The following is a 14,656-nucleotide window of genomic DNA, read 5'->3' on the forward strand; positions in this document are numbered from 1 at the left end:
TGCGGCGGTTTTGACGTCTGCGCAGATAAAACCTGCCAAAATCAACCTGTCCCTTTTTGGTAGGTTTAGCTCAGCAGCATGCGGTCGTTGGCGAGCTCGCCGCCCGAGACCTCCTCGAACTTCTGAAGCAAGTCGGTCACGGTGAGCGATTTCTTCTCATCGCCCGCCACGTCGTAGATTACGTGGCCCTCGTGCATCATGATCAGGCGATTGCCCAGACGGATAGCGTCGTTCATGTTATGCGTGACCATGAGCGTGGTCAGGTGGTTCTCGTCGACGATCTCCTCGGTCAGATTGAGCACCTTAGAGGCCGTCTTGGGGTCGAGTGCCGCGGTATGCTCGTCGAGCAGCAGCAGGCGCGGCTTGGTGAGCGTGGCCATGAGCAGGGTGAGTGCCTGGCGCTGGCCGCCCGAGAGCAGGCCGACCTTGGCGTTGAGGCGCGTGTCCAGACCAAGGTCCAGACGCTTGAGCAGCTTGACGTACTCGTCCTTCTCGGCCTTGGTGACGCCCCACGAAAGGCCGCGACGCTGGCCGCGACGCTTGGCGAGTGCCAGGTTCTCGGCAATTTGCATGTCGGCTGCGGTGCCGCGCATGGGGTCCTGGAACACGCGGCCCAGGTACTTGGCACGCTGCGACTCGCTCAGACGCGAGATATCGGTGCCGTCGAGCTCGATAACGCCCGAATCGAGCGGATACACGCCGGCGATCATGTTGAGCAGCGTGGACTTGCCGGCGCCGTTGCCGCCAATCACGGTTACAAAGTCGCCATCGTTGAGGGTAAGGTCGACGCCGGTAAGAGCGCGCTTTTCGGTGACGGTGCCCTTGTTAAAGGTCTTCTTGACGTGCGAGAGCTTAAGCATCTGCCTCATCCCCCTTCGTGTAGGAGCTGCGGAGCTTATAGCGCTCCCAAACCACGGGCACGCATAGGGCCACGGCGACAATCACGGCGGAGAGCAGCTTCATGTCGTTGGCGTCCATGCCCAGCTGCAGCACGATGGCGCGGATGAGGAAGTACACCACGGAGCCAAAGACGGCGGAGGCAAGACGGACGCTAAACTGCGTGAGACCGCCGGGCAGCAGGCGGCCGAGCACCTCGCCGATAACAATGGCGGCGAGACCGATAACGATGGCGCCGGTGCCCATGCCAATGTCGGCGTACTTCTGGCTCTGGCAGATGAGCGCGCCCGAAAGGCCAATGAGGGCGTTGGAGAGCACGAGGGCGATCATCTTAGTGGAGTTGGTGTTGACGCCCAGGGCACGGATCATGTACTCGTTGTTGCCGGTGGCGCGCAGCGCCGAGCCGATCTCGGTGCCAAAGAACCAATACAGGATGGCAACGATAGCCACGGCGAGCAAGATGCCCAGGATGATGGCAACGGTGGACTGCGGCAGGCCCGTCATATTGCTGACGGCCGAGAACACGGTGCCCTTGGCAAGGATGGGCGTGTTGGATTTGCCCATGATGCGCAGGTTGATGGACCACAGGCTGATCTGGGTGAGGATTCCGGCGAGGATCGCGGGAATCTCAAAGACGGTGGTCAGAATGCCCGTGACCGCGCCCGCAATGGCGCCGGCGCACATGCCGGCCAAAACGGCGAGCAACGGGTCGGCATTGTTGTTGACGATGAGCACGGCGCAGACGCAGCCGCCGAGGGCAAAGCTGCCGTCGCAGGTCATATCGGGGATGTCGAGCAGGCGGAACGTGATAAACACGCCAAGCACCATAATGCCCCAGAGGACACCCTGCGAAACGGCGCCCTGCAATGCAATGAGCATGCTTCATACCTCCTAGGATAGGGTGGACACGTGATTTTCCATAATAGCGGTACCAATGCATAAAAGAGCAGCGGACGGACATTTTGTTTTACCAAAAACAAGCAGGGCGAACGCCGGTCTTTAGCGTTCGCCCCAATGACTCAGATATTGAATAACACAGCTATGGCGCAAGCGCGTGCCTAGCTGCGTTACCGCGCATGGCGCTACTCGTCTAGAGCGGAAAGGTCGATGCCCAGGGCCTCGGCCATCTCGTCGTTCTTGACGACGACCAGATCCTTGCTCGAGAGGTGCTTGATCGGCATATCCTCGGGCTTGGCCTCGCCCTTCAGAATCTTAACGGCCATCTCGCCCGCGGCGTAGCCCAGGTCCTCATAGTTGATGGAAAGGGTGAACAGGCCGCCGGCCATGCACATGCCCTCCTCGCCGGTCACAAAGGGAAGCTTGTTCTCCTTGCAGATCTGACCGACCTGCGAAGCGCCCGCGGCGATAGTGTTGTCAGTGGGGGAGTAGAGCGCGTCGACCTTGCCTACGGCAGACTCGACGACAGACTGGATCTCGTTGGAGCTCGAGACGGTGAAATCGGTGTACTCCAGGCCCAGCTTGTCGAGTTCCTTCTTGGCGGCCTTGATCTGGACGTCGGAGTTGGACTCGGCGGTGCAGTAGAGCAGACCGACCTTTTTAACGTCGGGCAGGACCTTCTGCATCATCTCGAGCTGCTCGGCGACCGGGGTGAGGTCGGAGGCGCCGGTGACGTTGGTGCCGGGCTTGTCGTTGTCCTGGACCAGGCCGGAGGCGGCGTAGTCGGTGATGGCGCAGCCTACGATGGGGATATCGGCCGTGGCGCCGGCGGCAGCCTGTGCGGCAGGCGTGGCGATGGCGTAGATCAAGTTGACGTTGTCGCCCACAAACTTGTCGGCGATGGACTTACACGTGGACTGGTCGTTCTGGGCGTTCTTCTGGTCGATCTTGACCTTGAGTCCGCTCTTCTTGATGGCCTTGACAAAGCCGTCGTTGGCGGCGTCGAGCGCGGAGTGCTCAGTGAGCTGCAGAACGCCGATGGTGTAGTCGGAACCGGCGGCTGCAGAGCCGGAACCAGAGTTGCCGCCGCATCCGGCGAGCGGGGCCAGTGCGAGCAGGCCGGCGGAGACCAGAAGGCTCCTGCGGCTGATGGTGATGTCGTTCATGTCATTACCCCCAGTATAGAAATTGCTGGAAACACTGCACTCAAACAAAGTGCAAGTGGGTCTATAGTAGCGCCGATGCCCATTTTTTCAACAACCTGTCGGGTTTTTTAATACTGAACCGGATGGACGGCGGGGGATTTGGCGGGCAACGGCAAGACTTAGGCGGCGGGCGCGGGCCGCTCCCCCTCGTCCAGCGCGGCAAAGAGCTTCTTGCCGTCGAGCAGGCGTGTGCTAACGTTTCTCATGCGGCCGACCTCGACGGTGCGTAGGGTGTCGTCGGAGCCGTGCCCGTCGACGACCGTTCCCAGCAGATACGAGACGCCGTCTCGCTGTTTGATGGCAAAAGGCCGAACGGTCATCCGCGTCACTTCGATCTTGTCATGTGTCGTGACGCTTGAAATGTCAAAGCTCACCGTGGTTCCGTGGTCGATGGCCCGCTCGATGAGCTCGCAGGTATCGATGCGTTTGGCGGGCGGTCGCGTGGTCTTGGCGGGTTTGCCTTCTGCGCTTGGTGCCGGCTCGGACGTATCGAGATAGCCGCGAACGTCGGCGCTTGCCATGGCGACCAGATGGCGCGCTATGCTTTTCCTGGTCGCGATGGGTGTGGAGCGGTTGCGCATGACCATGCCATGGAGTCGAATGATTTCCTCGTCGGAGAGCGGTCGGGTGAGAAGTCGGTAACCCGCGCCGCGCTTGTACTCAATCTCGTATCCGGCATGTCGCAGGGCGGAAATCGCGGTATGGATACTGCGCCGCGCTGCCGAGATGGGCATGCGAGCGGGGTCGTCGGGATGGGCGAGGCGCTCGATCAGCTCATCGGGAGGAAGCGCTTTGTCCTCACCGGTATGCTCGCTTAAGAGTTGCAGGATGCGCACAGCGCGATAGGCTGCCATGGAAGCAGCACCCCTGGTCGTGGCCTCGTAGTTCTCAACAGCGGGTTTGGCCATTGCGTTCACGTCCTTTCCGTTTTTGGGTGATGACGCTACGGAGCCTAGGACACGGGGTTTGCTTAGGGGCACAGGGCACTCTGGGTGGTCGGTAGTCGTCGGCAAGCGGCGGGTCGAGTTTTCAACAGCCCTGATCAGCTGACCAAAAGCTTGACAAAAGCTTGACGGATACTGTTGAAAAAGCGCCCCTCGGCTTGCCGAGAGGCGCTGGTGCGACACGCTGTAACGCGCGGGACGGAGCTGTGGCGATTAGAAATCGGCGTTGCCCACGGTGCGGGGGTGCGGAAGGACGTCGCGGATGTTGCCCACGCCCGTCAGGTACATGACCAAACGCTCGAAGCCCAGACCATAGCCGGCGTGCTTGCAGGAGCCATAGCGGCGCAGGTCAAGGTAGTACTTGTACTGCTCGGGGGCCATGCCAAGGTCCTTGATGCGGGCCTCGAGCAGATCCAGGCGCTCCTCGCGCTGGGAGCCGCCGATAATCTCGCCGATACCGGGAACCAGGCAGTCGGCGGCGGCGACGGTCTTGCCGTCGTCGTTCATGCGCATGTAGAAGGCCTTGATCTCGGCCGGGTAGTCGGTCACGAAGGTCGGGCGCTTAAAGTGCTCCTCGGTCAGGAAGCGCTCGTGCTCGGTCTGCAGGTCAATGCCCCAGCTGACAGGATAGTCAAACTTGTGACCGGCGGCGACGGCCTGCTCCAGGATCTCGACGGCCTCGGTGTAGGTGACGCGGGCAAAGTCGGAGTTGGCCACGTGGTTCAGGCGCTCGATCAGGCCCTTGTCCACAAACTTGTTGAGCATGTTGAGCTCGTCGGGGCAAGTGGCCATAACGTCCTTAAGAACGTACTTGAGCATGGCCTCGGCGTTATCCATGTAGTCGTTCAGGTCGGCAAAGGCCATCTCGGGCTCAATCATCCAAAACTCGGCGGCGTGGCGCGTGGTGTTGGAGTTTTCGGCGCGGAAGGTGGGGCCAAAGGTGTACACGTCGCCAAAGGCCATGGCAAAGTTCTCGGCATTGAGCTGGCCGGACACGGTAAGGCTTGCATGCTTGCCAAAGAAGTCCTGGCTCCAGTCGACCTCTCCGGACGCGGTGAGAGGCGGATTTTTGGGGTCGAGCGTGGTCACGCGGAACATCTCGCCGGCGCCCTCGCAGTCACTCGTGGTGATGATGGGGGTGTTGACGTAGACAAAGCCCTGCTCCTGGAAGAAGCGGTGGATGGCGGCAGCCGCGACAGAGCGGATGCGGAACACGGCGCGGAACAGGTTGGTGCGCGGGCGCAGGTGCTGCTGGGTACGCAGGAACTCGACGGTTGCGCGCTTCTTCTGCAGCGGGTAGTCCGGGGCGCTCGTGCCCTCGACCTCGATGGAGGTGGCAGAAAGCTCGAAAGGCTGGGGCGCATCGGGGGTCAGCTTGACGGTGCCGGTACAAATGAGTGCAGCCGAGACGTTTTGGTGGGCGATCTCGTCGTAGTTGCCGAGCGTCTCGCGGTTCATGACGACCTGCAGGTCGCGGAAGCAGCTGCCGTCGTTGAGCGTGACGAAGCCAAAGTTCTTCATGTCGCGGACGGACTTGACCCAGCCGGCGACAGTGACGGTCTTGCCGCCGAGCGACTCGGCATCGGCATAGAGCTGCGCGATTTTGGTGCGGTTCACATATCCTCCCATAGCGGTTGAATGATAGTTATCCATATAGTTCGATATTCTAGCAGCTCGGCTCATTTGGGCTATACAGATAAGGTATTGACGGGACGGTTTTCAAACGAAAAGCGCCCGCGGCCAGATGGTCGTGGGCGCTTGGCGTGTTGCCTATTGGCTGTACGGCGCAGGACTCGTTACTTGGTCTTAGCCACCAGCAGCGGGTCGCCCAGCTTGACGAGCGGGTTGCCGCCGATAAGCGTTCCAGACTCGCCGACATGGTCGATGCTCTTAAGACGATCGAGCTCGGAGATGATGACGGTCACGATGTCCTCGTGGCCAGCGGCCTTAATGGCATCGCGGTCGAAACTGATGAGCGGCTGGCCTGCCTTGACCACATCGCCCATCTCGACAAAGCGGGCAAAACCCTTGCCGTTCATTTGTACGGTGCCCAGGCCGACATGGATGAACACGCGAAGGCCGTCCTCGGTGATCATGCCAATAGAGTGGTTGGTGACGGTGGTGGCGCCGATGCGGCCGTTAGCGGGAGCATAGATGGTGCCGGTGATGGGCTCGATGCCGTAGCCCTGGCCGAGCATACCCGAGGCGATGGTCTCGTCGGGAATCTCGTTTAGATTGACGAGCACACCGTTAACGGGAGCGTAGATGACGCCTTCGCGGGTGGCGAAGCTTGCTGCGGGCGGTACGGACGCCTCGCCCGACGAGTTGAACGTGGACTTGAGCGAATCGAGCAGACCCATAGATGCCTCCAACGTATCAAGTGCGCATGTGGCGCACGCGTAGTTTTGCCGGAAACGTTTCGTGTGTGTTTACCGGCTCGGTCAGCGTCTCTATTTTACGCTGCTCAACGACGGCCCTGAGCTGGGATTATGTGATATATCAGTTGAAGGGAAACTTATTGCGGATACGTTTCGATGCCGTGCGTCCAAGTGGGGTACGCTTGAAGGCGATACATAACGTGCGCACGAATCGCGCGAAGGGAGCATATATGATCGTCGAGAGCCATGCGCTGTGGGGCGAGGAGCCGACCGAGGAATATCCGGCGACGTTTACCTATATGGGGGCCGAACCGCTGCCCGGCAAGCCCAATGGTCGTCGCCCGGCAGTGATCATCTGCGGCGGAGGCGCGTTTACGCACATCGCCCCGCATGAGCAGGATCCGGTGGCGTTTGCCTTTTTGGATCACGGGTACCAGGCCTTTGTTCTCAACTATGTCACGAGTGGCACGGGTGACGTGAGCTTTCCGCACCCCCAGGCAGATCTTGCCAAGATGGTCGCCACGGTTCGTGCGAATGCCGACGAGTGGCATGTCGATCCCAAGCGCGTGTGCGTTGTGGGCTTTTCGGCGGGCGGCATGATTTGCGCCTCGCTGGCAACGCAGTGGAAGACCGGTCCCTTCGCGGCACTTGCCGGGGCGCGTCCGGACGACATTCGTCCCGATGCCGTGGTGCTGGGATATCCATTGCTCGACTTTGCCTATGTCCGCGACATGCAGACGCGCGACCCGCGCATCGACTTGCGCGTGCCCAAGACAGGTGGCAAGACGGGGCGCGATTTGCTCAACGACTACCTGTCGATGGTGACGGGTGGCGAGGCCACCGAAGAGCACCTGGCCGATATCTGCCCTACCACGCATGTTTCGCGCCAGATGCCGCCGACCTTTGTGTGGGGCGTGTCCGATGACAAAACGGCGCCGATCGCGCAGGTCTATCCGTTTGCTCAGCGCATGGCCGAGGAGGGCGTCGCTTGCGAGATGCACGTCTTTGACCAAGGCGGTCACGGCCTTTCGCTCGGCAATGCCAATACCGCGGTCGACAACGAGGACAAGCAGGTGGCAGTCCGCCCTTGGATTCGCCTAGCCTTCCGCTTCCTGGAGCGCCATCTGTAAGAGTAAGAGGGCCAGCCCCATCCCGTTCCTCATAACTTGCGGTGAAATAGTTCCTGTTTTTGCTGGTTAAAGCCCCAAACAGGAACTATTCCATCGCAACTTCGTTTTGATGCCTGGGCCGGAAACCGCGTCCCAGTTTTGCCCCTCAAGGTGGGATACAGTTTCCCGCAGAGGGTCGATCGGGAAAATGCGTCCCGGTCTGAGCGACGATTCTGGGATGCATTTTCCGCAAGATGCCTCAACCGGAAAACGCATCCCGTTTCGGGCGTGAATTCCGGGATGCGATTTCCCCAAGGGGCCCCATTGGGAAGCTGCATCCCAGAATTCGCCCGGATAGTGGGACACGGTTTCCGGAAGGGTGTCGTTTGAGAAGCTGCGGCCCGGAGTCCCGCCGTTTGGTTGCTCCGCATCCTACTTATTGGCGCAAAGTAACCTGCTCCCATTGCACCAATGATCCCTTGGTGACGGAGGGAAATGAATCATTTTGAGCGGCGGTGCCAAGAATTGGTCCGCTACCGCCCGCTGCTTTCCTACCAAACGGTGAACTGGGCGTTCTCCGTGTTCCAATGGACATCGCGTACGTAATCGCGCACGCCCGCCGCGTCCCGCGCTTCGAACAGTTCAAGAATATGGGCATGTTCGGCATTGGCTTTATCGAGCAGCTTGCACGCCGTCTCTTGATCGACAGTCTCGTAATCGCGTTTGATAAAGCAGCGCTCGAGCTGCGCAATCATATCGCGTAGACGATCGTTGCCGCAGCGGTTGAAGTACGTCAGATGAAAGTCTCGCTGAATGTCGTCGTACTTTCGGATAAGACCGCCTTGGATCGCAAGGTCCATGGACCCAACCAAAAACTTCAGCTGCATGATGTCCTCTTTGGTCAGGAGGGGACAGGCGAGGTATGCCGCCTGCCCATCGAGCGGCCCCATAATCTCAAAGACTTCAACGGCGTTTTGTTGATCGAACCCACGGACACGGAATCCGCGACGGGGGAGATTGTCCAGGTAGCCATCGCTTGCCAGCTGAATGAGCGCCTCGCGAACCGGCGTGCGCGACACGCCCATGGCATCGCAGATCGCTTGCTCGCTCACGCGGTCGCCAGCCGAAAGCTCGCCGGCATCTATGCGGCTCGAAATATAGTCGTATACATGATCCTTCAAGGGTCTTCTGAGCGTTTCCATGAGCTTGTGTTCCTCAACTGTATATTTTCAAAATTAAATACGTTTCGCTTGAATAGCTCAGTTGAATTATAGAACGACCAGTTAAATCGCGCTACTTTGCGCCGATAGGTGAGAATACGCTTACCGATGAATACCTACCGTTCAGGATTGTATACAATATACAAAATAGGAAAACCGCCTTAAGATAAAGCCATCGAAAGGAAGGCGGGCGCAAAGAAGTCCCGCTCTCTGCTAAGAGATCCAAGGAGGATCATCATGACCAAGTTCAGCCACGTCATCATCCGTCGTCCCGGCAAGTCCCTGAGCAATGGCATCACGAGTGCCCCCGAGCTTGGCCAGCCCATCTACGAGCGTGCCATCGAGGAGCACTACGATTACGAGCATGCGCTCGAGCAGTGCGGCGTTGACGTGTCGGTGCTGCCGGCGCTCGAGCAGTATCCCGACAGCTGCTTTGTCGAGGATCCGGCCGTCATCACTCGCTGCGGCGCCATCATTACCAACCCCGGTGCCGACAGCCGCAACGGCGAGAAGGACGAGATCGAACCAGCCGTCCGTCGCTTCTTTGACGACGAGCATGTCAAGCACATCGTTTCTCCGGGTACGCTCGACGGCGGCGACGTCATGATGGTCGGCGACCATTTCTACGTCGGTCGCTCCGCTCGCACCAACGAAGAGGGCATCCGCCAGTTCTGTGAGATTCTCGAGGGCTGGGGTCTCGAGGGTTCCGAGGTTCCGCTGGAGGAGGTCCTACACCTCAAGACGGGCGTCAACTACATCGAGGACAACAACATGCTCGTTTCCGGTGAGTTTATCGATAAACCCGACTTTGCCCAGTACAACAAGATCGTCGTGCCCGAGGACGAGGCTTACGGCGCCAACTGCATCTGGGTCAACGGTACGGTCATCGTCGCCGAGGGCTATCCGACCGTGCTCAAGGCCGTGCAGGATCTGGGCTACAAGACGCTCGTCGTCGATACCTCCGAGTATCGCAAGGTCGACGGCGGCCTTTCTTGCCTGTCGCTGCGCTTCTAACGCGATAGCTGTAACAGTCTGATGATCGCTTGACCGATGGCCCGGCACCCGATTCGGGACGTCCGGGTCATCTTTCGTTCGATCACATGATGAAGGGGGTGCACATACAATGGCCTCTAAAGTTCAAAACGACGAGATTATCGACCCTAATGGCCTCGATCTCTTTCGTCTGACCATGATGGTCATTACCGCCAGTATTTGTGGCGGTATCTTTTCGCTTGCCGGCGATATGGCAGCAGGCGGGGCAAATACCGGTGCGGTTATCGTCTCGTGGGGAATTTGCTTTATCGGCGTCTTTGCGCTGATGATGGTGTTCAACGGTTTGTCTCAGGCTCGTCCCGACCTGACCGGCGGCATCTATGCATACGCTGCGGCCGGTTTTGGCGATTACATTGGATTCAACTCCGCCTGGGGTTACTGGATCAGCGCATGTCTTTCCAACGTGAGCTTTGCGCTCTTGCTGTTTAGCGCGCTGGGCTATTTCTTCCCTGCGTTTGGCGCGGGTAACAACCTGCTTTCCATCGTCTGCGCCAGCGTGTTTTTGTGGTTCCTTACCGTCCTTGTGCTTCGTGGCGTTAAGGAGGCTGCGGGCATTAACACTATCGTCACGTTGGCGAAGCTGGTGCCGCTGGGGCTCTTTGTGCTGAGCATCGTGCTCCTGGGTAAGTTCAACGTCGATATCTTTATGGACAACTTCTGGGGAGAGCCGGCTGGTCCTGGCTTTGGCGAGCAGGTTGTCTCGACCATGATCGCCCTTGTCTGGGTCTTCACGGGCATCGAGGGCGCTGTCGTTATCTCGGGCCGTGCAAAGTACGTGCGTGACGTCGGCCGCTCGACGGCGCTCGGATTTGCGGCTGTATTTACGCTGTATCTGATCATCTCGATGCTGTCACTCGGCATTATGCCGCGCGAGGAGATGGCGCAGCTCGCAACGCCCTCCATGGCGGGAATTCTCGAGTGCGCAATCGGTCCGGTTGGCGCTGCCATCGTAAACCTTGGCGTTATCCTTTCGCTGGTCGGCGCGCTGCTGGGCTATGTCATCATTGCGTCCGAGACGCCGTTCGAGGCGGCGCGCCAGGGATCCTTCCCTCTGGCGTTTGCCAAGACGAACAAGCACGACGCCCCGGTGGTAACGGTTCTTGTGAGCTCCGGCATCACGCAGCTCTTCTTGATCGTGTCGTATGTGGCGGCGAGCACCTACCAGTTCTTCTATAGCTGCGCAGTCAACACGATTCTGGTTCCGTATGTCTGCTCGGCTGCCTATTACATGGTGATTGGCTGGAAGAACGAGCGTCTGGACGGGCCGCATGCGCCCAGCGTCGGCAAAGCCCGCTTCTTCGGTACGCTCGGCTTCATCTACACATTGTTCCTGGTGTGGTCGACGGGTCTTCAGGGCGTTATGATCACGACGATTCTTTTTGCTCCGGCCATTCCCGTCTATATGCTGGGCGAGCGAGGTCGCGGTAAGCCGGTGCTTCCGCATCTGCACGACAAGCTGATTGCAGCGGTGGTCATTGTCGTAGCAATCATTTCGCTGTATCTGCACTTTGCCGGCATTGCGCCGATTGTCTAGGACTGCGGTAAGCTTCATCGCTTGGTAAGCCGACTGAGGCATCGCGTGCCGGTGCCGTTCGGTAATCCATAACTGACGTGGGCCTCTGTAACGTACCTTTGTGAGCGCCCACTAAACCCGCGCAGGTGACTACGGTTGCCTGCGCGGGTTTTTGCAGTTACGGTGAAATGCTGCCGGCAGCTGGGGACGTTCCTATTGCCGGCACTCTGGGACACTCCTTGGATGATCCGCATACAACGGAGGAAAGCGGATGATTTTGACGAGGGGCGGGCGGCTGTTTCGGTCCTCGGGGAAACCACGTCCCGTTTCGGGCACAGATTCCGGGTCGCAGTTTCCCCGAGGGGCTCGATCGGGAAAATACGTCCCAGTCTGAGCGCCTATTCCGGGACGCAGTTTCCGCTAGAGACCTCAGTCGGAAAGCCCATCCCGTTTTAGCGTTTCGGAGTGGGATGCAGTTTCCCCAGGAGCCCCCATCGGGAAACTGCATCCCGGAATTCGCCTGAATAGTGGGGTGCGGTTTCCGAAAGGGTGCCGTCTGGGAAACCGTGTCCCGGAATCCCCTCCCGCGCCTGGTTGTTCCGCATCGCATCTATTGGGCAAAGCGATCTGTCCCCATTGCAACAATCTGTTGATTGAACGTCGCTGCATGTTCGCGCTATCATGCATGGTTAAAATTGGTTAGCCATGGCAAACGGTTAGCAATGGTGAACATAAATGCAACGCCCTGTGGGCGTCGGGGGAGGAACACGGACGTGAAGCTCGATACACTCGAGATTGGAAAGGACGCCGTTGTCGCATCGGTGGCATCGGACGATCAGGCACTCCGACAGCATATTTTGGACATGGGCTTAACGCCGGGCACCGAAGTCACCATGATGAAGTACGCCCCCATGGGCGACCCGCTCGAGATTCGCCTGCGTGGCTACGAGTTGACGCTGCGCAAAGACGATGCTGCTCGCATTGAGCTCGTGGGTATTCACGACACCGATACGAGCCCGCGCGTTAACGCCGCAATCGGCACGACGGAGCACCCGGCGCTCGGTGAGGGGACGTATTCGCCCCGCGCGGCAAAAACGGCCGTGCCCGAGGGCGCGCCGCTGCACTTTGCCCTCGCCGGCAACCAAAATTGCGGCAAGACCACGCTGTTCAACCAGCTGACGGGTTCCAACCAACATGTTGGTAACTTTCCCGGCGTGACGGTCGACCGCAAGGACGGTACTGTCCGTAACCACCCCGAGGCGAGCGTTACCGACCTGCCCGGTATTTATTCGTTGTCGCCGTACACGGGCGAGGAGATTGTCAGCCGTCAATTTATCCTTGACGAGCATCCCGACGCCATCATCGACATCATCGATGCTACCAATATCGAGCGCAACCTCTACCTGACGCTGCAGCTTATGGAGCTCGACTGCCCCATGGTCATCGCGCTCAACATGATGGACGAGGTGACGGCCAACGGCGGCGCCGTGGACGTCAACCTGCTCGAGAGCCTGTTGGGCGTGCCTGTTGTCCCCATTAGCGCTGCCCGCAACGAGGGTATCGGCGAGCTGGTGGATCACGCTCTGCATGTGGCGCGGTTCCGCGAGCGCCCGGGTCGCCTGGACTTCTGCGCGCCCGATGGCCCGGACGGCGGTGCGCTGCATCGCTGCATCCACGGCATTGCCAACCTGATCGAGGACCATGCCGTGACGGCCCGCATTCCGGTGCGTTTTGCGGCGACCAAGCTGGTTGAGGGCGACGAGCTGGTGACCGAGGCACTTCACCTGGATCGCAACGAACTTGACGCTATCGAGCACATCATTACCCAGATGGAGGGCGAGGCTGGCACCGACCGCCTGTCCGCGCTGGCCGATATGCGCTTTAGCTTTATCGGCGACGTGTGCGGGCGCTGCGTGGTGAAGCCGCACGAGAGCCGCGAGCACGTGCGCTCCGTTAAGATCGACCGCATCCTGACGGGTCGCTACACGGCCATCCCGGCGTTTCTGGTGATCATGGGCCTCGTCTTTTGGCTGACGTTTGGCGTGATCGGCGCGGCGTTGCAGGGACTTATGGAGGACGGCATCGCTGCCATCATCGCCTCGGCCGATGCGGGTCTCAAGGCGTTTGGAACCAACGACGTGGTGCGCTCGCTGGCTGTCGACGGCGTGCTTACGGGCGTGGGCAGCGTGCTGACCTTCCTGCCGATTATCGTCGTGCTCTTCTTGTTCCTCTCCATTCTGGAAGACTCCGGCTACATGGCGCGCGTGGCCTTTGTCATGGATAAGGTGCTGCGTCGCTTTGGACTGTCGGGCCGCAGCTTTGTGCCCATGCTCGTCGGTTTTGGCTGCACCGTGCCGGCTATCATGTCGACCCGTACACTCCCATCCGAGCATGATCGCAAGATGACGGTCATGCTCACGCCGTTCATGAGCTGCTCGGCCAAGTTGCCGGTTTACGGCTTGCTGTGCGGAGCATTCTTCCCGCAGGCGACGGTCCCAGCCATGGTCTCGCTCTATCTGATTGGCATTGCGGTCGGTTGCATCGCGGCTTTGGTGCTCAACCGCACGGCATTTAAGGGCGACCCGGTGCCGTTTATCATGGAGCTTCCCAATTACCGCCTGCCGAGCATCAAGACGACGGTGATGCTGGCGTGGGATAAGGCCAAGGACTTTATTACCAAGGCCTTTACCATCATCTTTGCCGCCACCGTGGTCATCTGGTTCCTCCAGACGTTTGACATCCGCTTTAATGTGGTCGCCGATCAGTCGCAGAGTCTACTTGCCGGTCTGGGTAGCATCATCGCGCCGGCGTTGGCACCGCTTGGCTTTGGCGACTGGCGTGCATCCACGGCGCTCGTCACCGGACTTATCGCCAAGGAGAGCGTCATCTCGACCCTCACCGTGCTTTTGGATGCAACGTCACCCGCGGCGCTGTCGACCATGTTTTCGCCGTTTACCGCCTACGTGTTCTTGGTCTTTACGCTGCTGTACCCGCCCTGCGTGGCGGCAATCGGTGCCGTCAAGAGCGAGTTGGGCGCGCGCTATGCCGTTGCCGTGTTCGCGTTTCAGGTGACGGTCGCCTGGATCGTGGCGTTTGTCGTGCATTCGGCGGGCATATTGCTGGGGTTGGCTTAGGGGTGCGTTGATGCTCCGCGCTTTTGGGCGAGCAACAATTCAATAAATATGAGCCAAAATTCCGGCAATTGTCGGCCCGCGGGGACTGTCCTACGCTGCAGATTGCCGTTCGCTGCCGATTTGCTGCCGTTTACGGATTCGTAAATACTTGCAATCGTCGGTCGATTTAACCGTATTGCGCGATGTCGATGCGCATTTTGTGTACCCCTTTCTACAATCACCTTGCTTCTATTGCCGAACATGTCTTCCGTTTCGCCTGTGTGGGGACGTGGGGCGCGATAGTCGTTTATAGAGGATCATTGAGGA

11 protein-coding genes are annotated in these 14,656 nt (G+C 59.5%); 4 read left to right on the forward strand and 7 right to left on the reverse strand.

Annotated features, from left to right (window positions below; translation table 11 throughout):
* Positions 1-65 precede the first annotated feature (65 nt).
* The 6 genes from ACTNBY_RS03110 to ACTNBY_RS03135 all read right to left on the reverse strand — a co-directional run bounded on the left by ACTNBY_RS03110 (position 66) and on the right by ACTNBY_RS03135 (position 6,303).
* On the reverse strand, positions 66-860 hold the full coding sequence (locus ACTNBY_RS03110) for an ABC transporter ATP-binding protein (protein WP_441048858.1): 795 nt from the start codon (positions 858-860) through the stop codon (positions 66-68).
* A complete protein-coding gene (locus ACTNBY_RS03115) occupies positions 853-1,776 on the reverse strand; it encodes an ABC transporter permease (RefSeq protein WP_427718394.1) in 924 nt (307 codons plus the stop codon). Before ACTNBY_RS03115 ends, ACTNBY_RS03110 begins: the two co-directional genes overlap by 8 nt.
* 203 nt (positions 1,777-1,979) lie before the next feature.
* Positions 1,980-2,960: an ABC transporter substrate-binding protein gene (locus ACTNBY_RS03120; protein WP_427718396.1), complete on the reverse strand. Its 981-nt coding sequence runs from the start codon at positions 2,958-2,960 to the stop codon at positions 1,980-1,982.
* A gap of 158 nt (positions 2,961-3,118) precedes the next feature.
* Positions 3,119-3,907, reverse strand: a complete 789-nt coding sequence (locus ACTNBY_RS03125) for a hypothetical protein (RefSeq protein ID WP_427793561.1) — start codon at positions 3,905-3,907, stop codon at positions 3,119-3,121.
* Between the two features lie 249 nt (positions 3,908-4,156).
* Positions 4,157-5,560, reverse strand: a complete 1,404-nt coding sequence (gene asnS / locus ACTNBY_RS03130) for an asparagine--tRNA ligase (RefSeq protein WP_427795057.1) — start codon at positions 5,558-5,560, stop codon at positions 4,157-4,159.
* 179 nt (positions 5,561-5,739) lie between these two features.
* Positions 5,740-6,303 (reverse strand): PTS sugar transporter subunit IIA, encoded by a 564-nt coding sequence (locus ACTNBY_RS03135; protein ID WP_154514730.1) that lies wholly within the window; start codon positions 6,301-6,303, stop codon positions 5,740-5,742.
* A gap of 248 nt (positions 6,304-6,551) precedes the next feature.
* Here ACTNBY_RS03135 and ACTNBY_RS03140 point away from each other — a divergent pair, with 248 nt between their 5' ends.
* Entirely contained in the window at positions 6,552-7,451 is a 900-nt protein-coding gene (locus ACTNBY_RS03140; protein WP_427793558.1) for an alpha/beta hydrolase, read from the forward strand.
* 530 nt (positions 7,452-7,981) lie between these two features.
* Here the strand turns inward: ACTNBY_RS03140 and ACTNBY_RS03145 are convergent.
* Positions 7,982-8,611, reverse strand: a complete 630-nt coding sequence (locus ACTNBY_RS03145) for a GntR family transcriptional regulator (protein WP_441048862.1) — start codon at positions 8,609-8,611, stop codon at positions 7,982-7,984.
* Positions 8,612-8,887: 276 nt separating this feature from the next.
* Between ACTNBY_RS03145 and ACTNBY_RS03150 the strand changes: the two genes are divergently transcribed.
* The 3 genes from ACTNBY_RS03150 to feoB all read left to right on the forward strand — a co-directional run bounded on the left by ACTNBY_RS03150 (position 8,888) and on the right by feoB (position 14,350).
* On the forward strand, positions 8,888-9,664 hold the full coding sequence (locus ACTNBY_RS03150) for a dimethylarginine dimethylaminohydrolase family protein (protein ID WP_117583089.1): 777 nt from the start codon (positions 8,888-8,890) through the stop codon (positions 9,662-9,664).
* Between the two features lie 109 nt (positions 9,665-9,773).
* On the forward strand, positions 9,774-11,237 hold the full coding sequence (locus ACTNBY_RS03155; RefSeq protein ID WP_441063314.1) for a basic amino acid/polyamine antiporter: 1,464 nt from the start codon (positions 9,774-9,776) through the stop codon (positions 11,235-11,237).
* Positions 11,238-11,938: 701 nt separating this feature from the next.
* A complete protein-coding gene (gene feoB, locus ACTNBY_RS03160; protein ID WP_441063315.1) occupies positions 11,939-14,350 on the forward strand; it encodes a ferrous iron transport protein B in 2,412 nt (803 codons plus the stop codon).
* Positions 14,351-14,656 lie beyond the last annotated feature (306 nt).

It is taken from the genome of Collinsella sp. HCP28S3_E12, from assembly GCF_052065595.1.
In the GTDB taxonomy this organism is placed as follows: domain Bacteria; phylum Actinomycetota; class Coriobacteriia; order Coriobacteriales; family Coriobacteriaceae; genus Collinsella.

Bases quoted from the DNA above. Each gene is read 5' to 3' on its own strand.
- ACTNBY_RS03110 (WP_441048858.1), bottom strand. From the start codon at position 860: ATGCTTAAGCTCTCGCACGTCAAGAAGACCTTTAACAAGGGCACCGTC.
- ACTNBY_RS03115 (WP_427718394.1), bottom strand. From the start codon at position 1,776: ATGCTCATTGCATTGCAGGGCGCCGTTTCGCAGGGTGTCCTCTGGGGC.
- ACTNBY_RS03120 (WP_427718396.1), bottom strand. From the start codon at position 2,960: ATGAACGACATCACCATCAGCCGCAGGAGCCTTCTGGTCTCCGCCGGC.
- ACTNBY_RS03125 (WP_427793561.1), bottom strand. From the start codon at position 3,907: ATGGCCAAACCCGCTGTTGAGAACTACGAGGCCACGACCAGGGGTGCT.
- ACTNBY_RS03135 (WP_154514730.1), bottom strand. From the start codon at position 6,303: ATGGGTCTGCTCGATTCGCTCAAGTCCACGTTCAACTCGTCGGGCGAG.
- ACTNBY_RS03140 (WP_427793558.1), top strand. From the start codon at position 6,552: ATGATCGTCGAGAGCCATGCGCTGTGGGGCGAGGAGCCGACCGAGGAA.
- ACTNBY_RS03150 (WP_117583089.1), top strand. From the start codon at position 8,888: ATGACCAAGTTCAGCCACGTCATCATCCGTCGTCCCGGCAAGTCCCTG.
- ACTNBY_RS03155 (WP_441063314.1), top strand. From the start codon at position 9,774: ATGGCCTCTAAAGTTCAAAACGACGAGATTATCGACCCTAATGGCCTC.
- feoB (WP_441063315.1), top strand. From the start codon at position 11,939: ATGGTGAACATAAATGCAACGCCCTGTGGGCGTCGGGGGAGGAACACG.